Annotated in this window: 18 protein-coding genes; 7 read left to right on the top strand and 11 right to left on the bottom strand. The window is 66.2% G+C overall.

Features of this window, described 5'->3' with window-relative positions; genetic code table 11:
- Window positions 1-30 precede the first annotated feature (30 nt).
- From BTH42_RS06255 to BTH42_RS06235, 5 genes are all read right to left on the bottom strand, one after another.
- Window positions 31-744 carry an ABC transporter permease gene (locus BTH42_RS06255; protein WP_075296918.1) on the bottom strand — a complete coding sequence of 238 codons (714 nt, stop codon included), beginning with the start codon at window positions 742-744 and terminating at the stop codon, window positions 31-33.
- Between the two features lie 5 nt (window positions 745-749).
- Window positions 750-1,439, bottom strand: coding sequence for an ABC transporter permease (locus BTH42_RS06250; protein ID WP_075296916.1), 690 nt, complete (start codon window positions 1,437-1,439; stop codon window positions 750-752).
- Window positions 1,440-1,872: 433 nt separating this feature from the next.
- On the bottom strand, window positions 1,873-2,832 hold the full coding sequence (locus BTH42_RS06245; protein WP_075296914.1) for a patatin-like phospholipase family protein: 960 nt from the start codon (window positions 2,830-2,832) through the stop codon (window positions 1,873-1,875).
- 69 nt (window positions 2,833-2,901) lie between these two features.
- Window positions 2,902-3,453 (bottom strand): outer membrane protein assembly factor BamE, encoded by a 552-nt coding sequence (gene bamE / locus BTH42_RS06240; protein WP_075296912.1) that lies wholly within the window; start codon window positions 3,451-3,453, stop codon window positions 2,902-2,904.
- Window positions 3,454-4,037: 584 nt separating this feature from the next.
- Entirely contained in the window at window positions 4,038-5,639 is a 1,602-nt protein-coding gene (locus BTH42_RS06235) for a rhodanese homology domain-containing protein (RefSeq protein WP_075296910.1), read from the bottom strand.
- Window positions 5,640-5,962: 323 nt separating this feature from the next.
- Here BTH42_RS06235 and BTH42_RS06230 point away from each other — a divergent pair, with 323 nt between their 5' ends.
- On the top strand, window positions 5,963-6,958 hold the full coding sequence (locus BTH42_RS06230; protein ID WP_075296908.1) for an LLM class flavin-dependent oxidoreductase: 996 nt from the start codon (window positions 5,963-5,965) through the stop codon (window positions 6,956-6,958).
- A gap of 59 nt (window positions 6,959-7,017) precedes the next feature.
- Here BTH42_RS06230 and BTH42_RS06225 read toward each other — a convergent pair whose 3' ends face one another.
- Entirely contained in the window at window positions 7,018-7,626 is a 609-nt protein-coding gene (locus tag BTH42_RS06225; RefSeq protein ID WP_075296906.1) for a hypothetical protein, read from the bottom strand.
- A 54-nt stretch (window positions 7,627-7,680) separates the two neighbouring features.
- Window positions 7,681-8,793 carry an alpha/beta fold hydrolase gene (locus tag BTH42_RS06220; protein ID WP_075296904.1) on the bottom strand — a complete coding sequence of 371 codons (1,113 nt, stop codon included), beginning with the start codon at window positions 8,791-8,793 and terminating at the stop codon, window positions 7,681-7,683.
- A 636-nt stretch (window positions 8,794-9,429) separates the two neighbouring features.
- On the opposite strand from BTH42_RS06220, the gene glgC reads away from it, so the two are divergent.
- The 5 genes from glgC to BTH42_RS06195 all read left to right on the top strand — a co-directional run bounded on the left by glgC (window position 9,430) and on the right by BTH42_RS06195 (window position 15,526).
- On the top strand, window positions 9,430-10,689 hold the full coding sequence (gene glgC, locus BTH42_RS06215) for a glucose-1-phosphate adenylyltransferase (protein WP_075297043.1): 1,260 nt from the start codon (window positions 9,430-9,432) through the stop codon (window positions 10,687-10,689).
- A 45-nt stretch (window positions 10,690-10,734) separates the two neighbouring features.
- Complete coding sequence (glgA, locus tag BTH42_RS06210) at window positions 10,735-12,195, top strand: glycogen synthase GlgA (protein WP_075296902.1); 1,461 nt, start codon at window positions 10,735-10,737, stop codon at window positions 12,193-12,195.
- A 285-nt stretch (window positions 12,196-12,480) separates the two neighbouring features.
- Window positions 12,481-13,347 (top strand): pyridoxal kinase PdxY, encoded by an 867-nt coding sequence (gene pdxY / locus BTH42_RS06205; protein WP_075296882.1) that lies wholly within the window; start codon window positions 12,481-12,483, stop codon window positions 13,345-13,347.
- Between the two features lie 117 nt (window positions 13,348-13,464).
- A complete protein-coding gene (locus BTH42_RS06200; protein ID WP_075296880.1) occupies window positions 13,465-13,926 on the top strand; it encodes a hypothetical protein in 462 nt (153 codons plus the stop codon).
- A gap of 448 nt (window positions 13,927-14,374) precedes the next feature.
- Entirely contained in the window at window positions 14,375-15,526 is a 1,152-nt protein-coding gene (locus tag BTH42_RS06195; protein WP_075296878.1) for a branched-chain amino acid ABC transporter substrate-binding protein, read from the top strand.
- A gap of 19 nt (window positions 15,527-15,545) precedes the next feature.
- On the opposite strand, the gene BTH42_RS06190 is transcribed toward BTH42_RS06195, so the two are convergent.
- Window positions 15,546-17,408: a DUF3857 domain-containing transglutaminase family protein gene (locus BTH42_RS06190; RefSeq protein WP_372237246.1), complete on the bottom strand. Its 1,863-nt coding sequence runs from the start codon at window positions 17,406-17,408 to the stop codon at window positions 15,546-15,548.
- Window positions 17,409-17,524: 116 nt separating this feature from the next.
- Window positions 17,525-18,190 carry a hypothetical protein gene (locus tag BTH42_RS06185; protein ID WP_075297039.1) on the bottom strand — a complete coding sequence of 222 codons (666 nt, stop codon included), beginning with the start codon at window positions 18,188-18,190 and terminating at the stop codon, window positions 17,525-17,527.
- A 345-nt stretch (window positions 18,191-18,535) separates the two neighbouring features.
- On the opposite strand from BTH42_RS06185, the gene BTH42_RS35910 reads away from it, so the two are divergent.
- Window positions 18,536-18,670, top strand: coding sequence for a hypothetical protein (locus BTH42_RS35910; RefSeq protein ID WP_256701831.1), 135 nt, complete (start codon window positions 18,536-18,538; stop codon window positions 18,668-18,670).
- Window positions 18,671-18,925: 255 nt separating this feature from the next.
- Here BTH42_RS35910 and hutG read toward each other — a convergent pair whose 3' ends face one another.
- A complete protein-coding gene (gene hutG / locus BTH42_RS06180) occupies window positions 18,926-19,738 on the bottom strand; it encodes an N-formylglutamate deformylase (RefSeq protein ID WP_075296876.1) in 813 nt (270 codons plus the stop codon).
- Window positions 19,739-19,771: 33 nt separating this feature from the next.
- Window positions 19,772-21,169 carry a formimidoylglutamate deiminase gene (locus BTH42_RS06175; RefSeq protein WP_075296874.1) on the bottom strand — a complete coding sequence of 466 codons (1,398 nt, stop codon included), beginning with the start codon at window positions 21,167-21,169 and terminating at the stop codon, window positions 19,772-19,774.
- Between the last annotated feature and the right edge of the window lies 1 nt (window position 21,170).

The raw sequence follows: 21,170 nt of genomic DNA, 5'->3' as shown, positions 1-21,170 counted from the left end.
GTGCGGGCTCACTGCGCGCTCATTGCGCATTCAATGCGTGCGTACCGCGAGATACGCGAGCCAGCGACGCTCGGCGCGCCGGAACAGCGCCACCAGCGCGAACGACACCACGAGATAAAGCAGCGCCGCGAGCCCGAACGCGTTGAACGACTGATAGGTCGCCGAGTTCGCATCGCGCGCGACCTTCAGGATGTCCGGCACGGTCGCCGTGAACGCGACCGTGGTCGCATGCAGCATCAGGATCACTTCGTTACTGTACAACGGCAACGCGCGGCGCAGCGCGGACGGTATCACAATGCGCCGGTACATCGTGAACCAGCTCATCCCATACGCGCGGGCCGCTTCCACTTCGCCGTGCGAGGTCGAACGGATCGCGCCGGCGAAGATCTCGGTGGTGTACGCGCAGGTGTTCAGCGCGAACGCGAGAATCGCGCAATTGAAGCCGCTGCGGAAAAACGCGTCGAGCAGGCTGTGCGAGCGCACGAATTCGAGGCTGTAGATGCCGGTGTAGATCAAGAGCAGTTGCACGTACAGCGGCGTGCCGCGAAACACGTAGGTGTACGCACGAACCGGCGTCGACAGCCAGCGCTTCTTCGACACGCGCGCGACCGCGAGCGGGATCGCGCACACGAAGCCGATGCCGATCGACGCGACCAGCAGCCACAACGTGACCGCGAGACCCGACAGACGCTGGCCGTCCCAGAACAGGTACGCGCGCCAGAACTGATTGAGGATATCGATCATGTCGTTCAGAGCTCCGCGTGTCGAACGCCGATCGAATAGCGGCGGTTCAGCCGGATCAGCACGAGATTGGAGAGCGTGGTGATCGCCAGATAGATCAGCGCGGCGACCGCAATGAAGAAGAACATGTTGAAGGTGCTTTTGCCGGCGTCCTGCGCGGCCTTGACGATGTCGGCCAGACCGATGATCGACACCAGCGCGGTCGCCTTCACCAGCACCTGCCAATTGTTGCCGATGCCGGGCAGCGCGAAGCGCATCATCTGCGGGAACAGGATCCGGGTGAACACGCGCGCGCCGCTCATCCCGTACGCGCTGCCCGCTTCGAGCTGACCGCGCGGCACCGCGAGGAACGCGCCGCGAAAGGTCTCGGTGAAATACGCGCCGTAGATGAAGCCGAGCGTCAGCACGCCGGCCACGAACGGATCGATGTCGATCTGTTCCATGCCGAGCAGGTCGGTCAGATCGTTGAGCCAGATCTGGATGCTGTAGAACAGCAGCAGCATCAGCACGAGGTCGGGCACCGAGCGGATCAGCGTCGTATAGCCGGTCGCGAGCGCGCGCAACGGCCGGTTCAACGACAGTTTCGCCGCCGCGCCCGCGAGGCCGAGCAGCACCGCGGCCGCCAGCGACAGCACCGACAGCTCGATGGTCTTGAGCGTGCCGGCGAGCAGCACGGGTCCGAAGCCGTATAGGAACACGCGTGTCTCCATCCAGGTTTGTTGAAATCGCGCGGCGCCCGGCGGCCTGTGGACCTGCTCGTTGCTCCGGCGTGGCGCGCAGTCTCGCAAGCGGAAATTGATTTCTCAAATACCGGGGGGTTGTTTTGCTGCGACGCAGCATGCGGCCGCGCGGGGCGGCGAAACGCCCGGAGCGCTTGGTTTGACAGGGGTTATGTGTTTGTCAGGTGGGCGCGGCGCGCGCGCGGGTGCCGCGATTTTGCAAGTTTGGGGTCGCTTTTTCGATATACGGCGAGCGTGTCGCGGCCGGTAGCTGCCCGAGCGCCCGGGGGTCATGATGGGTCACATATGAGTCATGAAGGGCCTTCGTGACTCATATGTGACTCATCGGCTGAGCCTTATTCCGGCGACGATTGGCCCGCAGGCGTCAGTTGGGATGAGCGCCGCGCCCCCCTCACTGATCCATCGCAAGCCGCGCGCGGATCGCCGGCAGCATGTGCTCGACCGCCGCGCGCCCTTCCTCGATCGCCGGCGCCGCGCGATGAAAATCGAAAATGCCCATCCCACCGAGGCGCGGCTGGATCAGGATGTCGGCGGGTTCGCCGGCGAGCCGGCTGCGCGAAATGCGCACCTGCATGATGTCGATGCTTTGCGCGATCGACGCGAGCATCGACGGTACGTGCACGCTCGGCTTCGGCGGCACCCGCACGTCGGCGGGGGCGGTGCTCGCGTCGGCCGGCGCGAGCCAGCGCGGCCACGGCTTGCCGTTGCGGCGCAGCGCGACGGGCGGCGGCGCGGCCGGATCGAGCGCCGGGGTTTCGACCACCGCGCCGCCGAAGTCGCGGCCGTTCAGGATGTCGTTGTTCAGATCGATCGCGATCACGCAGTCCGCGCGCATCCCGCGCGCGACCGACACCGGCACCGGATTGCACAGCCCGCCGTCGACGAGCCACACGCCGTTGTGCAGCACCGGCGTGAAGATCCCCGGAATTGCGATCGACGCGCGCACCGCGTCGACCGTGCTGCCGTCCTGCAGCCAGATTTCGCGGCCGGTGTCGAGCTCGGTCGCGACCGCCGCGAACGGCATGTCCAGTTGCGCGATCGAGCGGCCGGCGAATTTGTCGGCGAACAGTTGAATCACCTTGCGCCCGCCGAGCAGGCCGCCCGAGATGCGCAGATCGAGCAGCCGCACCACCGTCTGCCACGTCAGGCGCGACACCCACTCCTCGAGCCAGTCGAGGTCGCCGTTCGCATAGACCGCGCCGACCAGCGCCCCGATCGACGTGCCGCACACCACGTCGGGCCTGATGCCCGCGTCGTGCAGCGCGCGGATCGCGCCGATATGCGCCCAGCCGCGCGCGGCGCCGCCTCCCAACACCAGCCCGATCCGGCTGTATCGACGTCGACGTATCATCGCCCCACCCCGCTTTGTTGCTGTCGCGCTGCTGCGCGTTGTTGCTGCATTGTCGCTGCGCTATTGCTTCTATCGCCCTTTGATCACATCCGAGCGCGAGGTGGTGTACACCCGCTTGCCCTGATCGAAGTGCACGTTGAAGATGCCTTCCTCGGTCACGCCGCCTTCGCGCCACTTCCAGCTCCACACGGTTTCCGGCTTGAGCGGAAACACCGCGATCTCACCGGGCTTGCCGAGCAGCCGGCGCACTTCGTCTTCCGTCATGCCGCTGCGGATCTTCGCGAAGTTGGCCGCGGTCAGCACCTGGGTGATCGCCTGCAGCTTGCCGTCGCGATCGATGTCGACCATGTAGGTGTTCAGCCCCTGCGGGCCGCGCGGATACTCGAAGCGCTTCGAGCCGTCGGTGAAGGTGCGTTCGGTTTCGGGCTTGCCCATCTGCGCGCGAATCTGCGCTTCGGTGGTGAGCCCCGGCGTCATGTCCTTCAGCAGGAGCGCATCCGGTTTGACGGCGTTGAAAAAGTCTTTGAGTTTTTGCACGGCCTGATCGCTTTGTTGCTGGTCGCATCCGGCAAGCGTAAAACACGCTGCCAGCAGGGCGACACCGAGCGGTTTGAGACTCACGGCGGGTCCTGTCGGGCGGCGCGCGAAACACGCGATTCATGCGATGCCGGCGCGCCACACCGGTTTGTAGTGGGTGCTACCAGCATAACCGGGCCTCGGCGAAAGCGCGAGCGACGCGCCCCGCGCGAGTGCGATCGCGCACGCAAGTGTTGCGTGCGTGGCAAAGCGGGTGAACGGGGGAAAAGGCCAGGCGGGAAAACAAACAGGAAGGCAGACGGCGCACACAAAAAAAACCGCGCCACAAGCAAAAAAACAAGCAAAAAGGCGACGCAGTGCAATGCGTCGCCGGTTCGGTCGATACGGTCAACCGGAAAGTGACGGCGGCTCGTTCGCCACCTCGAGCGAAGCACCACGGACGACGCGCAGCGGTCTGCTCCGACGCGGCGATGAGCAACCTTGGCCACTCACCTCACGCCATCGCCGGGATGACAAACCGCTGCCGTTTATGGCCGCCCTGGTCCCTCGAAAAGCCTTCCAGATGGCGCTAATTTAAACGCATCGGCGGCTTTAGACGAGAGCGCGTTTACACCAAATCGGCAGATGATTCGCGCGCGCGGGCGGCCCGTATCGAATCGAGCGAATCGTCAGATCACCCTGAACCCATGCGTGCCGTCGCGCGCGAGTTGCGCAACGAGCCCCTGCTCCCACTCCAGATATGCGCTCATCGCCTCGCGCGCGTTGTCGGTGCCTTCATACGGCCGCTGATAGCGATCGATCCGCGGCGACGCGAAGCGCGTGCCGCCCATCTCGACCGGCAGACCCGCGTCGATCCATGCGCGGGTGCCGCCGCGCAGCACCTGCACCGGCCGGCCGCTCGCCGCCGCCAGTTCCGGCGCGACGAAGCGCGCGAGCACCGCGCCGCAGCCGGTCGCCACATAGCGCTTCGCATCGGGCAGCGTGCGCAGCGCGTCGGCGAGCTGGCTGCGGATCACGAACCACGCGCCCGGCACATGGCGCTTCAGATAGCTGGTGCTGCTCGCGAAATCGAGCACCACGGTGCCCGGCGACTGCAGCAGCGCGGCCAGTTCGGCCGGCTCGATCTCATCGACCTCGGGCGGCGTCGCCGCATAACGCGGGGGCGGCGCCGCGCCCTTCTCGGCGAAATCGGCGGGCGTCAGACCGTCGACCACGAACACTTCGAGATTCATCTGCGCGAGCCACGACGCGGTCATGTTCGCGCGCACGCCGTCGTTGTCCGCGACGATCACGCGCGCGCCGCGCACCGGCACGAACACATCGGTTTCCTGCACCAGTTGCCCGCCCGGCGCGCTGCGAAAACCGGGCACGTGGCCCGCTTCGTATTCGTCGGGCGTACGCACGTCGAAGCGGTACACGGTGCGCACTTCTTCGCCGGCCCAGCGGCGCGCTTCGTCGCGCGACGTGCGGCCGACCCGCGCGCGATCGGCGAGCGCCCGTGCGGCTTCGGCGGCGACGAGGCGCAGCGTGTCGTCGAGCGGGCCGTCGCCGCGCCGCGAACTGCCGTGCGCGAGCGGCTGACCGGCCAACGTCCAGCCCATCGTGCCGTTGCGCAGCGCGGCGACCGGGTTCGGCACGCCCGCATTGATCAGCGACTGCGCGCCGATGATGCTGCGCGTGCGTCCCGCGCAATTGACGACGATCCGCGTGGCCGGATCCGGCGCGAGCTGGCGCGCGCGCAGCACCAGTTCGGCGCCGGGCACGCTGATGCTGCCGGGGATGTTCATCGCCTGGAATTCGTCGAAGCGGCGCGCGTCGAGCACCACCGCGTCGGCTTCGTGATCGAGCAGCGCCTGCACTTCCTGTGCGGACAGCGACGGCGTATGGCGCACACTTTCGACCAGTTCGCCGAACGCCTTGCTCGGCACGTTGACGTCGCTGAACAGCTCACCGCCCGCTTCGCGCCAGCCGTGCAGCCCGCCTTCGAGCAACGCGACGTTGGTATAGCCGAGTTCGGCGAAGCGGGTGGCCGCGCGCCGCGCGAGACCTTCGCCGGCATCGAACACGACGATCGGCACGCCGAGGCGCGGCAGCCGCAGCGGCGCGTCGAGTTCGAGCCGCGACAGCGGCAGATTGGCGGCAAACAGCGGATGACTGCGCGCGTGCGGCTGTTCCTCACGCACATCGACCAGCGCGATCTCGCCGCGGTCGAGCAATGCGTGGCACACGTCCTGGAATGAGCGGGTAACAAACGCTTTGATGACATTCATGGGATCGGAGACTCCTTGACATCATGCGAGATAGCCGGCAACACGCGGGATCATCACACCGGGTCGCCGCACCGATACTTAACCGTACACTCGAATAAGGATCGGCGCACGGTCACTCACGGGATTGCTTATATGCGCGCGCCGCAAATACACAGTACGGGCGCGCAATCAGTTACGCGGGCGCAATTTCCGCGCCACGCAAGTACACGCACACGACAAACCCTTCGACCGGCGGGGACATCGCCGCGCCGCCAGCAGAAAAATGCCGGCTTTGCCACAATGCCCCATCGCGCGAAAGCGCCGCCACTCGCAATCAATCAACCATGATCCCCTTTTCGGTTCTCGACCTTTCGCCGGTCACCGCCGGCGCCACGCCGGCCGATGCGTTCAAAAACACGCTCTCACTCGCGCAGCACGCGGAAAAACTCGGCTACAAGCGCTACTGGCTCGCCGAACATCACAACATGACCGGCATCGCGAGCGCGGCGACCTCGGTCGTGATCGGCTACGTGGCCGGCGGCACGAAAACCATTCGGGTCGGCTCCGGCGGCATCATGCTGCCGAATCACGCGCCGCTCGTGATCGCCGAACAGTTCGGCACGCTCGCGTCGCTGTATCCGGGGCGGATCGATCTCGGTCTCGGCCGCGCGCCCGGCACCGATCAGACCACCGCTCGCGCGCTGCGCCGCGACCTGCAAAACAGCGCCGAGAGCTTCCCCGACGACGTCGTCGAATTGCAGCGTTATTTCGCCGAGCCGGTCGCGGGTCAGCGGATTCGCGCGGTGCCCGGCGCCGGCTTGCAGGTGCCGCTGTGGCTGCTCGGCTCGTCGCTGTACAGCGCGCAACTGGCGGCCGCGCTCGGTCTGCCGTTCGCGTTCGCTTCGCATTTCGCGCCCGATTACATGCTGACCGCGCTGCAGATGTATCGCGCGCAGTTCCGGCCGTCGGCGACGCTCGACAAGCCGTACGCGATGGTCGGCGTCAATCTGTTCGCGGCCGATACCAACGACGAGGCCACGCGGCTGTTCACATCGTTGCAGCAGCAGTTCATCAATCTGCGGCGCGGCACGCCGGGGCAGTTGCAGCCGCCGGTCGAGCGGCTCGAAGCGTCGGAGATGGAGTTGAACAATGTCGCGCGTTCGCTCGCGTGCACGGTGCTCGGCGATCGCGACACGGTTCGCGAAGGACTGCTGTCGATCATCGAGCAGACCGGCGCGAACGAGTTGATGCTGACCGCGCAGATTTACGATCACGACGCGCGGTTGCGCTCGTTCGAGATCGGCGCGCAGATTTGGGAAGAGTTGAACGGCGGGAAGTAGGACGGCCTGCGGGCGCATCCATTAAAAAAGGGCGGCTCTTGCGGGGCCACCCTTTTCTTTTATTGAATCGCGCCGCTGGAGCGCAGACGATAACGCTGCACAACCATCAGCATGCAGATGCCCAGCGACGCCACGACATTGACGATCGGATAAAACGCGACCGCGAGGCTCCAGTGCCGCAAGGCCAGCAACGCAAGCGCGTATTTGACGACACACAACGCGAAATAAGCGAGGCTCTCGCCCCACGGATCCGAGAAGGTCTTGCGGATCGTCGGAGCGAGACCCGCGAGTTCGATCAGCGTGACGAGGTAGATCGACAGGGCCGGGTCGTCGGTCGCCAGCCAGAGCGGTATCGCGGAGAGCGCCGCGCCGAGAAAGAACCAATCGGCTCGCGTGCGGCTTCGCTCGCCTCGATAGATGCTGGCAATGAAAATCAGAATGCACGTCAGCGCGATCGCCGCGGTACACCACGCGGAAGGGCCGGCGCCCGCAACGAACTGACCGGCCGCGGCGATCGTCGTGACCAGCGCCCAGATCAGCCAGGTGAACAGATGAGGACGGACAGTACGCCTGACGATCGCGAGTCCATAAGGAATGGCCGCGAGAAGCGATACGGCCGAGCCGATCGCTCCGGATATCGCGGCGAGGTCGTCAGTGATGGTGAACATGTAGTTCGGGGCACCCCTAAAGTCCGGCAGCGCGGCGGGGAGCTCCCCGCCCCCTCACCGATTCGCCGGCACCGCCGCCAACCCCTCCAGCAGCGCCTTATGAAACGCGTCCGGATCCTGCATCTGCGGCGCGTGCCCGAGCCCTGCAAACTCGACCAGCGTCGCATGCGGAATCGCCTTCGCCGCCGCGCGGCCCAGTTCCGGGTAATGCCCGAGTTTCGCGCGCACCGCCGGCGGCGCGGCATCCTTGCCGATCGCGGTCGTATCCTTCTGGCCGATCAGCAGCAGCGTCGGCATCTGCAACTGGCCGAACTCATAAACCACCGGCTGCGTATAAATCATGTCGTAAAGCAGCGCCGAATTCCACGCGACGATCTGCTTGCCCGGCCCGCGATACATCCCCGCCAGCATCTGCACCCACGGCTCATAATTCGCGCGCCACTGCCCCGCGTAATAGGTGTTCTGCTCATAACGGCGAATCCCGTCCGCGCTGGTCTTCAGTTCGCGCTGATACCACTGGTCGACCGATAGCGACGGCACGCCCTTCGCCTTCCAGTCTTCGAGACCGATCGGATTGACCAGCACCAGTTGCTGCGTCGCTTGCGGATACATCAGCGCATAGCGGACCGCCAGCATCCCGCCCGTCGAGTGGCCGACCACGGTCGCGTTATGCACGCCGAGCGATTCGAGCAGCGCGTTCGTATTGCGCGCAAGCTGCTGGAAGCTGTACTGGTAATGCTCGGGTTTGCTCGATTTGCAGAAGCCGATCTGGTCCGGCGCGATCACGCGGTAGCCGGCATCGCTGAGCCGGTGAATCGTCGCGTCCCACGTCGCCGCGCAGAAATTCTTGCCGTGCAGCAACACGACCGTGCGGCCGTTCGCGTGCGCGGGCTTCACGTCCATGTAGGCCATCTGCAGCGGCACGCCCTGCGAGGTGAACGTAAAACGCTCGACCGGCGCCGGATAGTTGAAGCCTTGCAGTTCGGGACCGTAGGCGGGACCTGAATCGTCGGTCGCGGTCGCGGCGCTCGCGGCGGCCGGACTCGCTCCGTTCACAGCGCTAACCGCGCTGGCCGGCGTGGCGGCCAGCGCCGCCGACATCGCGCTCAGCGCGGCAACAGTGCAAACAGTCGACAGGGCAAGCGGAAACAGGCGGCGAAAGCTCATCGAAATAGTCCGGGAAAAAGCGCAACAGTTGAACGTGCGAGGCTTCGGCGGCGCGATGGCCGGGCGGCCGGGCCTCCTGCCAGCAGCGCACGATTCTACGACGCTGCGCGCGGCCGCGGCGTCGAAGCCGCGCATGCGCGACGCGCTCCGGCGGCTGGCATGCATGTTGCGTCGATACGCAATGCCGCGCGCGCCGCCTCGACCTCATGCTCTATGTGCTGCGCCGCACGGATGCACGCGCGGCAACAGCCGATCGTGCGAGGAGGGCCGCATACGCGGCCCGCGCAAGAAAGATTATTTGCTTGCAGCCAATCGGTGCTAGAACTACCTGACGAACAGATGACCGACCCGCGACCGACCCGCGAAAAGCCGGCCGTGAAAAAACGGCAACGCGGCGGCAAATTTTTGCCGCGAGGCCGGGCGCAAGTCACCTGAAGTCGCGGCAGCCACGCAAAACGCGATGCGCTCCAATGCGCACTACAGGTGCAAAACTTCAGGCGCAAAGAGTCCGGCACGAAGCATCATCGGCCAGCAGGCGAGCAGATCACCCGGGGCGAAAGAACCAGACAACCCTCTGGCGCGAGACCGGAGCACAAGCTCCCATCGAACGCGCAAACGCATGGGATGGAGACGAACATGAACACTCCGGCACGGCTGAACGACTTGCAGCGCACCACCCTCGCGATCGTGCTCGCCGGCGGACGCGGCACCCGGCTCGGACCGCTGACCAACAAGCGCGTCAAACCGGCGGTGCACTTCGGCGGCAAATACCGGATCATCGATTTCGCGCTGTCCAACTGCCTGAATTCGGGCATCCGCCGCATCGCGGTGGTCACCCAGTACAAGGCTCATTCGCTGCTGCGCCATCTGCAGCGCGGCTGGAGTTTTCTGCGCGGCGAGATGGGCGAGTTCATCGATTTATGGCCTGCGCAGCAGCGCGTCGAAGGCGCGCACTGGTATCGCGGCACCGCCGACGCGGTGTTCCAGAACCTCGACATCATCCGCTCGATCCGCCCGAAGTACGTGGTCGTGCTGGCGGGCGATCACATCTACAAGATGGACTACACGCGGATGATCGCCGATCACGCGGACAGCGGCGCCGACTGCACGGTCGGCTGCATCGAGGTGCCGCGCATGGACGCGGTCGCGTTCGGCGTGATGGCGGTCGACGAAAACCGTCGCGTGACCGGCTTCGTCGAGAAACCGGCCGACCCGCCCGCGATGCCCGGCCGCCCCGACACCGCGCTCGCGAGCATGGGCATCTACGTGTTCAGCGCCGACTACCTGTACTCGCTGCTCGAAGAAAACATCGCGACGATCGACACCGATCACGACTTCGGCAAGGACATCCTGCCGCGCGTCGTGACCCAGGGCGTCGCGATCGCCCACCCGTTCAGCATGTCGTGCGTGTCGTCGGATCCGAGCGTCGAGCCGTACTGGCGCGACGTCGGCACGATCGACGCGTACTGGGCCGCGAACCTGGATCTCGCATCGACGATCCCGACGCTCGACCTGTACGACCGCAGTTGGCCGATCTGGACGTATCAGGAACAGCTGCCGCCCGCCAAATTCGTGCGCGACATGAAGGGCTTGCAGGGCTCGGGCAATAACCTGATCGTGTGCGGCGGCTGCGTGATTTCGGGCTCGCAGATCTCGCGCTCGGTGCTGTCGTCGAACGTGAAGGTCAGCTCGTTCTGTCACATCAGTGAGGCAGTCTTGTTGCCGCAGGTGACGGTCGGCGCGAGCTGCCGGCTGCAGAAGGTGGTGATCGACCGCGGCTGTACGATCCCGGAAGGCACGGTGATCGGCGAAGACCCGGCGCGCGACGCCGAGCGCTTTTATCGCACCGACGACGGCGTCGTGCTGGTCACCCAGGAGGCGCTCGCCAGACCGTAGCAACGCACCGCACCCAACCTCGTAACCCGACCGAGAACTCCGCCTATGACGATTCGCGCGCTGCACGTCGCCAGCGAGCTGTATCCCCTCCTCAAGACGGGCGGCCTCGCCGACGTCGCCGGCGCGTTGCCGTCCGCGCTGATCGAGCGCGGCGCCGACGTGCGCGTGCTGCTGCCGGGCTTTCCGGCGGTGCTCGCCGGACTGCGTGACCTGCAACCGGTCGCGCGGCTGGGGCGCCGCTTCGACACGCCCGACGTGACGCTCGAGCGCGGCACGCTGCCGGGCAACGGCCTGAACGTCTACGTGATCCGCGCGGCGTCGCTGTACGACCGCCCCGGCAACCCGTATCTGGACGACGCGCACGTGCCGTACGGCGACAACGCGCAACGTTTCGCGCTGCTCGGCTGGGTCGCCGCGCAACTCGCGCAGCAGCTGGACCCGGCGTGGTCCGCGCAGATCGTGCACGCGCACGACTGGCACGCGGGCCTCGCGCCCGCCTATCTGAAGGCCGCCGAACGCGCGCACGGCCGCGCGCCGGCGCGCAGCGTGTTCACGATCCACAACCTCGCGTACCAGGGCATTTTCCCCGCGCATCAGTTCGGCCAGCTCGGTCTGCCGGCCGATTTCTTCGACATGCACGGCGTCGAATTCTACGGACAGCTATCGTTTCTGAAAGCCGGTCTCTACTACAGCGATCGCATCACGACGGTCAGCCCGACCTACGCGCGCGAGATCCAGACGATCGCGCACGGCGGCGGCCTCGACGCGCTGCTGCGGCATCGCGCGCACGATCTGAGCGGGATCCTGAACGGCGTCGACTACACGGTGTGGAACCCCGCCAGCGACGCGCTGCTCGCGACGCATTACAGCGCGTCGCGTCTGGCCGGCAAGCTCGCGTGCAAGGAGGCGCTGCAAAAGCGCTTCGGCCTCGCGCAGAAAAGCGACGCGCTGCTGTTCGGCGTGGTCAGCCGCCTGACCGAACAGAAGGGCCTTGACCTGCTGCTCGGCGCGGTCCCCGAGATCGTCAAGCGAGGCGGCCAGCTGGTCGTGTTCGGCACCGGCGACCCGGCGCTCGAAAACGGCCTGAAGATGGTCGCGCAGGCGCATCCGGAGTCGGTCGCGGTCGAACTCGGTTTCGACGAAGCGCTTGCGCATACGATCATCGCCGGCAGCGACGTGGTCGCGGTGCCGTCGCGTTTCGAGCCGTGCGGGCTGACCCAGCTCTATGCGCTCGCGTACGGCTCGCTGCCGCTCGTGCATTGCGTCGGCGGGCTGGCCGACACGGTTAGCGACGCATCGCTGGAAAATCTCGCCGACGATTGCGCGACCGGCTTCGTGTTCGAGCGCTTCGAGCCGCAGGGGCTCGCGGCCGCGATCCGCCGCGCGTTCGCGCTGTACGGTCGGCGCACCGAATGGAAGGCCGCGCAACGGCGCGCGATGCGCCAGGACTTCGGTTGGGGCGCGTCGGCCGAACGCTATCTGGCGCTGTACCGCGAGCTTCTTTGACGGCCGGGACGCAAGCCGCGATCTGACGCATCGGCGGCGCGCGCCTTTGTCAGTTTTCGTTAAACTTCGCGCGCGCTTTGATGGTTCGGCGCAACAACAGGGGGACGGATCGCCTCGCATTCGCGAAACTCCTGTATCGTTTGTTGACCTGCCTGCGCCGCGGCGCAGGTATTTTTCCTGCGCGTCACCTGGAATACGCATGTCTGGCGCGGGCCCGAGCAGCCCGCCCAACCAGCCCCTTCCCGCTTTGCTGATCGCGCGCGATACGCCTGCGCGAGCCCTACCATGACGAAAAACGTTCTGAGCATCCAGTCCCATGTCGTATTCGGCCACGCCGGCAATAGCGCGGCCACCTTCCCGATGGCCCGGCTCGGCGTCAACGTGTGGCCCCTGAACACCGTGCAGTTCTCGAATCACACCCAGTACGGCCACTGGAGCGGCAGCGCGATCGACGCGTCGCAAATGGAGGAACTGGTCGAGGGCATCGGCGCGATCGGCATGCTGCCGCGCTGCGACGCGGTGCTGTCCGGCTATCTCGGCACGCCGGAGCAGGCCCGCGCGGTGATCGAAATCGTCAAGGCGGTGAAGGCGGTCAATCCGCGCGCGTGGTATTTCTGCGATCCGGTGATGGGCGCCGCCGGCGGCTGCACGGTCGAGCCGGGCATCCAGGAGTTTCTGGTGCGCGAAATGCCGGCCGTCGCCGATGCGATCGCGCCGAATCACACCGAATTGCAGCGCCTCGTCGGCCGCGAGATCGAGACGTTCGAGGAAGCGGTGACCGCCTGCCGCGAGGTGCTCGCGCGCGGGCCGAAACTGGTGCTGGTCAAGCATCTGCTCGATCGCAACAGCCCCGCCGACCGCTTCAACATGCTGGTCGTCACCGAGCGCGAAGCGTGGATGGGCCAGCGCCCGCTCTATCCGTTCGCGCGCCAGCCGGTCGGCGTCGGCGACCTGACCAGCGCGGTGTTCGTCGCGCGCACGCTGCTCGGCGACTCGATCCGCGCGGCGTTCGAGCACACGCTCGCGGCGGTCAACGCGGTCGTCAGGACCACCTGGAAAGCCGGGCGCTACGAGCTGGAACTGGTCGCGTCGCAAAGCGAAATCGCGCAGCCGCGCGAGTGGTTCGATGCGTGGGTCGCCGAGACCGTCTGACGCAGCCCTGCGCGCCCCGCTCGCGCACTCGTCCTATAATGCGAGCCGCGTGGACCTGGGCACTCCCCGGAGTCCACGGCATTTTTCAGGTATCGGCATTTAGCAGACGAGGCATCGATGGACGGTCATATCCGCAGCGAGCGGGAAGAATTTTTTGAGCAGTTGTGCATCAGCGTCGACGCGGACGAAGCGCACGAACAGGAAGCGATCGAGTTCTTCGAGAACCAGTTCGACCAGCCCGACTTCGATCCCGCGCAGTGGCTCGACATCGCGCTGTACTACTCGCCGGCCGTCGCGCGCGGCATCGTCGACATGGTGACCGCCGACGACAAGGCGCGCAGCAACATCGCCGAAGTGATCGCCGACAATCTCGACATCTCGTACGGCGAGGACGAGTGCCAGCAATTTGCCGAGACCATCGAGTTCGCGCTGAACAACGGCGTGCCGGTCGATCTCGACCTGGTGCTCGACGGCTGCCAGCGCGCGATCGACGATCTCGACACATGGGCCGACGACGACACCAAGGCGCCGTTGCTGCGTCTGCGCGAAGAGCTGCTGCGCCAGCAGGGCGAACGCTAAAACACCTCGGGCGACACTCGCCCCACCCGGCCGGCGCACCTCTCCCCTCGCGCCGGCTTCTTAAGCATATGCCGCAATTCGCAGTCCTCTTCGAGGCTCGCACCGCACGCGAGCGTCTCGCCGCAACGCGCGCCCCAGCTTGCACCTCATAGGCACACCTGGCCCGCCCCCGCGCGGGCGCGACGCTCTGTGCCGAAATGCTCATTGAACACGCCACGATCTGCCAAGACGGCCGCAAATTGGCTTTCTATATTCGCGTCAGATCGAACGCCGGTGTAGCCGCTTCGTACCACGAAGCGACTGCCGCGACCGTAGTCCAGCCTCGCGATGCGGCGCCCGATCCTTCGTAGCCAGCCGTGCGATCCGTGGGGCCGCCTTCCCGGCCGCCCGTGTCGTAGCAGCCTTGTTGTCTTGCGTTTCATAACAACCGTCGATGCAAGGAGAGACCATGAGTCTTCGCAACACGCGCAAACCCCTCGCCATGCTCGCAGGCGCCCTGTTCGCCGTCGCGCCTCTCGCCAGTTTCGCCGACGACCTCGTGGTCAAGATCGGTTTCGCCGCGCCGCTGACCGGCGCCAATGCCGGCTACGGCAAGGACCTCGAAAACGGCGTGCGGCTCGCGATCACCGAAGCCAACGCGCAGAAGATCAGGATCGGCGACAAGGTCGCGCGCTTCGAAATCGTCTCGCAGGACGATCAGGCCGATCCGCGCGTCGGCGTGCAGGCCGCGCAGAAGCTGGTCGACTCGGGCGTCGCGGTGGTGGTCGGCCACTTCAACTCGGGCACCACGATTCCGGCCTCGCAGGTCTACGAGCAGGCCGGCATTCCGGTGCTCGACCCGGCCGCGACCAATCCGGTCATCACCGGGCGCGGCTTCGCGAACGCGTTCATGGTGATCTCGACCGACGCGCAGAACGCCGGCAATGCCGGCGCCTACGCGGTCGACGTGACCAGGGCCAAACGCATCGTCATCATCGACGACCGCACCGCGTTCGGCCAGGGCGAGGCCGACGAGTTCGAGAAGGCGGTGAAGGCGCATGGCGGCGCGATCGTCGCGCGCGAGTACACCGACAACCACGCGGTCGATTTCTCCACGCAGATCACCAAGTTCAAAGGCGCGAATGCGGACCTGGTGTTCTTCGGCGGGCTCGACAGCCAGGCGGCCGGCTTCGCGCGGCGGATGAAACAGCTCGGTCTGAACGCACAGCTGGTCGGCGGCGGCGGCGTGATGGACGACGATTTCATCAAGCTCGCGGGCGACTCGGCCGACGGCGTGATGGCGTGGGAATACGGCCGCCCGCTGTCGCAACTGCCGGGCGGCAAGGACTTCTCCGCGAAGTTCAAGAAGCAGTTCGGCGCCGATATCCTGTCGTACGCGCCGTTCGGCTATGACGGCGCGTGGGTCGCGATCAAGGCGATGCAGCAGGCGAAGTCCGAGTCGCCGAACGTGTACCGTCCGGTGCTCAAGGCAATCGACTACGACGGCGTGACCGGCAAGATCTCGTTCGACAACACCGGCGCGTTGAAGAGCGGCGCGTCGACGTTGTATCAGGTGAAGAACGGCAAGTGGGTGCCGATCGTCACGAAGAGCGGCGTGTAAGCGCGGCGCGGCGGTGCGCTCACTGTGCGCGCACCGCCTTCACGATCAGCTGCGCATCGAGGTCGCGTTCGATCCGCACGAGGTCGTCGCGCAGCGCCGCGAATTCGTTCGCACTGCACATCTGATGGCCGAACGCGGCGCGCAGATGGCGCGTGACCTGCAAGGTCCGCGTCGCCGGATCGAATACGTAGCGCGAGCTGAACGCGAGAACCGGGTTCTCGACCGTGCTATCGGCCGGCAGATCGGTCACCCGCACGAAGCGCGGCAGGCTCAGCTCCAGCGTCTCGTCGAACTCCCCGCCGATGCAGGCCCACGGCTGCGTGCGCAGCGGCTCCGCGAGCCACGCTTCGACCTGCGAAGCCATCCCGCCAGAAAGACTCGTCAGCGCCGGCAGCGCGGTCGTGCCGTCCTTCCAGATCAGATGCGGGACGCTGCCCTGCATCGACGTCGCGAACGGTCCATGCGTGGCGGCAACGTCGTCGGTCTGCAATTGCGCGCTGCCGTGCAGGCCCGTTTGCAGCAGCCGGTTCGCGGCGATCTGCTGCGCGCGCTGGCGGGTCGCGCGGCGGAACGTGTTGCGTTCAATCTCGGCGGTGAAGCCCGCCTCCTCCACGCGGTACGCGTAGTTCGCCGCGCCGCTTTCGTCGATGCCGAGTTGCACGCGCGCGCGCCGTTCGCGCCGCTGCGTGGCCGGCGTGCGCGCGAGCACGCCGCTGTCCACCAGCAGCACCGGCCGGTCCATTACTCCGCTGGGCAGATAACCGAATTCGGTGCCGCCGGCGGTCGTATCGGCGAACTGCGCAAGCTCAGGAATCCAGATGATCGCGTGATTGATCGCGCTCGCGCCGTAGCCCGGCACCGCCGGCAGGCTGTAATACGGACCGAGGTTCAGCAGCACCGGCTCGCTGCGGATGCCGAGCGCGGCGAGCAGCGCGCCGTACAGCGCGACCTGATCCTTGCAGTCGCCGTAGCGGTTGCGCAGGATATCGGCCGCGCGGTGCGGAATCGCCGCGGTCTCGCCGAGAAACAGCGCGACGTAGCGAATGTTCAGACGCACCCAGTCGTATAGCGCGCGGGCCTGGTCGCGTGGGTCGGTCAGGCCGGCGGTCAGCGCCTGCGCGAGTTGCACGATCGATGGATCGTCCCGGCTCGGGTCGGCACTGGCCGGCCCCCGGTAGCGCGCGGCGAACGCGGCGAAGTCCGGCACCGTCGAGACCATCAGGCGGTCGCCCCAGTTCGCGTAGCCGACCGCGCCCGCTTCCTGCCGCGCATACGGGCCATGGCGGTACTCGAACTCGTAGCGGGTGCGGCCGTTCGCGCTGACGGGCGGCAACGCGACGTAGCCGCGCGCGTCCGCATAGAGCGGCACGTCGGCCGGCAGATCGAAGATCAGCCTTTGCAACTCGACCGGCTCGCGGGTCGGCTCGACCAGGTAGCCGAAAGTGCCCACCTGCAACGGCCGCGCGCGGGTCTTGCGAAACGCCAGATGCACGCGCGAACCGGTCTGCACGCCGGGAAAGATCACCGTGCGCAACACGCCGTCCTGGAAGCTCGGCGCACCGGCAGAGCGCGGCTCCTGCACGTCGCGAATCGCATCAGGGCCGACCGGATGCGCGCCGCCGTCGGGATCGAGCGTTTCGGCGGCCAGCAGTTGCACCTGCTCGATGTCCTTGTTGAACCACACATAGCGTTGCGCGATCTCGTCGACGCCGCTCGCGGTATCGGCGCGCAGCACCGTGTCGTCGTGTTCCTCGATCGAGCCGTCTTTCTGGATCACGAACAGATGCACGTCGCGCTCGATCGTCGACGGCGCGCGTTCGTCGGCGGTCGTGGTGATTTCGGCGGCGCTCGCCAACGGCGGCATCAGGACGGCATCGAACAACGCAATCGCCGCGGCGAACACCAGCGCGCCGGGAGCCTGCAACGTGCCGACAAGTTTGCCCAAGATGCACCCCGGCCCGCGCCTTATCGCGCCGACAGCCAATCGGCGCCGCGCGCTCACTCCCCTTCGCCAAGCTGGCTCAGCAACGCCTGCAGTTTCTCGACGTGCCTGAGCAGCAGATGCCGATGCTTGTCGATCTGTTCGAGCCGGCCCGCGAGATCGGCCTGCACGTGGTCGTCGAGTTCGGCGGCGGCGATCACCTCCTCGATCTTCGCGCGCATCGACGCGAGTTCGACCGGCGCATGCACGAGGTGCCGTTCGAAGCGCCGCACCTCCTGGGTTGCGACCTCGCGCGCCTTGCGAAAATGCGCTTGCCGCCGGTGCGCTTCGACATCGAGCGTTTCTTCCTCGATGCGCCGCGCCGGCCCCGGTTGCCCGAAGATCGGCTCGGGCGGCCGCAGCACGGTCTTCTTGCGTACCGGATGCGCGGTGCCGCGAAAACGCGCGAGCGGCTGCTCGTTGTCGATCGCGTCGCGCGCATTCGGCGGAATCTCGTCCGCGCTGTGCGGCACGTTCATCCAGCCGCCCGGCAAACCGGTGACCGCCTCGACCCCGCGCACGAACTCCTCGCTAAATTCGCGCTGCCCCGCCAGCATCAGCTTCAGATAACTCGCGGAGAACGTCATCATCCGCGCGAGGCGGCTCGCGGCACCGACTTCGCTGGTCAGCAGCACCAGGTTCGCGCGCCAGACCGGCAGCTGCAATTCGTCGGAATCTTCCATCGCTCGGTCGTCCATCTGATTTCCCGATGAAAAATCGATCAGCGCACCGTGCGCGTCATCGTTTTGAAAGGGTAGCCGCATCGCAGCGCATCGCGCAACGCCGACTCGCTGCTTCAATCATAGGTGTCGCTTTCATGCCGAAGTTACGCGTCTTGCGAATTGCCGCGAGCCGAATCGGCGCAATGCGCGTTAAAACAGGGCTCAGTGCGCGTCATCCGTTGTTTCGATACTGGATTTGCAGCTTGTTCATACGCTTTGGCCGTGCGCTGTGGCATGCTTACGCGCCGATGCGGCACGTACCGTGCTTCATCGTTTGCTCCACAACATCGACTTAAGGGTTTTGTAATGAAGAAGATCATTCTCGCCATCGCTGCAACCGTCGCCGCTTTCAGTGCAATCGCTCCTGCTCAGGCCTATCAGCATCATCACGAGTGCCACAAGGTGCGCGTTCATCATCACTGGGAAAAGCGCTGCCACTAATGGCGGTGATGCCATGTCCGCAGACATGGCGCACATCGAAAAGCCCCGCTTTTGCGGGGCTTTTTTTATCGCGCAGCACGCCGCCGATCGAACACGTGCACGTGGCCGCGCGCGTGCGACGCTCAAACCATTCCATAGGAACGCGTGCGCGCGCAATCGCGGACACATGCTGTTACACGTTCGCGTGGCGGTGGCGAAAAAAAAGCAGCGCGATTTATTTCGCGCTGCTTTCATTCATCTTCGCGGTGACGAAAATCAGGCCGCTGTCACGCGCTCCAACGCGGTGCTCACCAGTGCTTCGAGCAACGGCTCGACCTTCGCGGCGAGTTGCTCGTCGTACGCATACGGCATCCGCTCTTCCATGTAGGTGATCTGCGACAGTTCGAGCTGCACCGCATGCACGCCCTGGGCCGGCTGCCCGTATTGACGCGTGATGTAGCCGCCCTTGAAGCGGCCGTTGGCGACCGCCGTATAACCGCCGTGACGCTCGACCAGCGCGGCCAGTTCGTCGCCCAGACCCGGCGCCGCGCTCGCGCCGTTCGAGGTGCCGAAGTTGAAATCGGGCAGACGTCCTTCGAAAAAGCGCGGCACGTGCGAGCGGATCGAATGCGCTTCCCACAACAGCACCTTGCCGTGGCGCGCTTTGAGCGCCGCGAGTTCGCCGGCCAGCGCGTCGTGATAGGGCTTCCAGTACGCGTCGCGACGGCGCGCAACCTCGGCGTCGTCGGGCAGGTGGCCGTCGCGATAGAGCGGCTCCTTGTCGAACGTATCGGCCGGCAGCAGACCGGTGGTGTCCTGGCCCGGGTACAGGTTCGCGCCGTCGGGCGGACGGTTCAGGTCGACCACATAGCGCGCGTAGCGCGGCGTCAGGATCGACGCGCCGAGCCGCTGCGCGAAGCCATACAGGCGATCGAGATGCCAGTCGCAATCGTCGGTGCGTTGCGCGACCGGCGTCATTGTCGCGGCGATGTCGGCCGGGATCTGGGTGCCCAGATGCGGGATCGAGATCAGCAGCGGCAGGCTGCCCTGCTGTAGCGAGAAAACCGCTGAGGTGTTCGAAGCAGTCATGTCGGTCCGGAGTCGGTTGGAACGTGGTCCAGTTTATTTCAGCAGTTCGGCGAGCGCCGCGCGATAGTCCGCATAAGCGCCCTCTTCGTCGCGATGCCGGCGGTTATCGACGACCTTCACGCCGCCGGTGTAGACATCGCGAATCGGCGTATCGCCGTGCTCGCAGAATACGACGCCCGACAGCCACGCGTGCGGCGCCTGCTCGGCAATGTTCGGATGCGCGCTGTCGAGCACCAGCCAGTCCGCGCGCCGGCCCACCTGCAACGCGCCGACCGCGCGGCCGGTCGCGCGCGCGCCGCCGTCGAGCGCGGCGTCGTACAGACGGTCGGCTACATGGGTTGCGTCGGCCGAAGCCAGCACGTTGCGCTGCCGGCGCGTCAAACGCTGGCCGTATTCGAGCAGCCGCAATTCCGAGCGCCAGTCCACACCGATATGGCTATCCGAACCGACGCCGATGCGCCCGCCTGCCTCCAGATATTGCGGCGCCGGAAAAATGCCGTCGCCGAGATTCGCTTCGGTGGTCAGACACAAACCGGCCACTGCCCCGCTTTTCGCGAGCGCGACCGTTTCGTTCGCATCGACATGGGTCGCGTGCACGAGGCACCAGCGGCCATCGACGTCGAAACGATCGAGCAGCCATTGCACCGGCCGCGCGCCTTCGGTCGCGATACACGCGTCGACTTCGGCGGTCTGTTCGGCGATATGGATATGTACCGGCGCATCGGCATCAAGGCCGCCGAGCAGCGAGCGCAGCGACGCTTCCGACACCGCGCGCAGCGAATGCGGCGCAACGCCGTAGCGCAGTGCCGCATGTTCGGGCCGCGCGGCGCGCAGCGTGCCGAGCAATTCGAGCAGACTGTCCGGCGTATTGATGAAGCGGCGCTGATCGTCGCGCGGCGCCTGCGCGCCGAAGCCGCTGTACTGATACAGCACCGGCAGCATCGTGATACCGATGCCGCTCGCCGCTGCCGCATCGACCACCCGCTGCGCGAGTTCGGCCGGGTTCGCATAGCGCTGGCCGTCCTGCGCGTGATGCACGTAGTGGAACTCGCACACCGACGTATAGCCGGCCTTCAGCATTTCGATGTAGAGCCAGCGCGCGACACTCGCGAGGCCTTCCGGCGTGATGCGCGCGGCGAAGCGGTACATCAGGTCGCGCCACGACCAGAAGTTATCGGTGGCGCCTGTGCCAGATGCGGCGCGGTATTCGGTGAGCCCCGCCATCGCGCGCTGGAACGCGTGCGAATGAAGGTTAGGCATACCTGGCATCAGCGGCCCCGCCGCTTGCGGCACACCAGCGGGCGCATCGGCCTGATCCGGTTGCACCGAAGTCAGCGTGCCGGCCGCGTCCCATTCGAGCAGCACGTTACGGCGCCAGCCATCGGGCAGATACGCGTGAGCGGCGAACAGCGATTGATTGGCTTGGGTCATC

The sequence above is a fragment of the Burkholderia sp. SRS-W-2-2016 genome, from assembly GCF_001931485.1.
GTDB lineage: Bacteria > Pseudomonadota > Gammaproteobacteria > Burkholderiales > Burkholderiaceae > Paraburkholderia.
Note: the sequence above shows the minus strand (reverse complement) of the source record. Positions and strands in the feature narration are given on the sequence as shown.

What these genes read in the sequence shown, in the direction of transcription:
- BTH42_RS06255 (WP_075296918.1), bottom strand. Translation starts at nt 744, where the DNA reads ATGATCGATATCCTCAATCAGTTCTGGCGCGCGTACCTGTTCTGGGAC.
- BTH42_RS06245 (WP_075296914.1), bottom strand. Translation starts at nt 2,832, where the DNA reads ATGATACGTCGACGTCGATACAGCCGGATCGGGCTGGTGTTGGGAGGC.
- BTH42_RS06235 (WP_075296910.1), bottom strand. Translation starts at nt 5,639, where the DNA reads ATGAATGTCATCAAAGCGTTTGTTACCCGCTCATTCCAGGACGTGTGC.
- BTH42_RS06230 (WP_075296908.1), top strand. Translation starts at nt 5,963, where the DNA reads ATGATCCCCTTTTCGGTTCTCGACCTTTCGCCGGTCACCGCCGGCGCC.
- BTH42_RS06225 (WP_075296906.1), bottom strand. Translation starts at nt 7,626, where the DNA reads ATGTTCACCATCACTGACGACCTCGCCGCGATATCCGGAGCGATCGGC.
- BTH42_RS06220 (WP_075296904.1), bottom strand. Translation starts at nt 8,793, where the DNA reads ATGAGCTTTCGCCGCCTGTTTCCGCTTGCCCTGTCGACTGTTTGCACT.
- glgC (WP_075297043.1), top strand. Translation starts at nt 9,430, where the DNA reads ATGAACACTCCGGCACGGCTGAACGACTTGCAGCGCACCACCCTCGCG.
- glgA (WP_075296902.1), top strand. Translation starts at nt 10,735, where the DNA reads ATGACGATTCGCGCGCTGCACGTCGCCAGCGAGCTGTATCCCCTCCTC.
- pdxY (WP_075296882.1), top strand. Translation starts at nt 12,481, where the DNA reads ATGACGAAAAACGTTCTGAGCATCCAGTCCCATGTCGTATTCGGCCAC.
- BTH42_RS06200 (WP_075296880.1), top strand. Translation starts at nt 13,465, where the DNA reads ATGGACGGTCATATCCGCAGCGAGCGGGAAGAATTTTTTGAGCAGTTG.
- BTH42_RS06195 (WP_075296878.1), top strand. Translation starts at nt 14,375, where the DNA reads ATGAGTCTTCGCAACACGCGCAAACCCCTCGCCATGCTCGCAGGCGCC.
- BTH42_RS06185 (WP_075297039.1), bottom strand. Translation starts at nt 18,190, where the DNA reads ATGGAAGATTCCGACGAATTGCAGCTGCCGGTCTGGCGCGCGAACCTG.
- BTH42_RS35910 (WP_256701831.1), top strand. Translation starts at nt 18,536, where the DNA reads ATGAAGAAGATCATTCTCGCCATCGCTGCAACCGTCGCCGCTTTCAGT.
- hutG (WP_075296876.1), bottom strand. Translation starts at nt 19,738, where the DNA reads ATGACTGCTTCGAACACCTCAGCGGTTTTCTCGCTACAGCAGGGCAGC.
- BTH42_RS06175 (WP_075296874.1), bottom strand. Translation starts at nt 21,169, where the DNA reads ATGACCCAAGCCAATCAATCGCTGTTCGCCGCTCACGCGTATCTGCCC.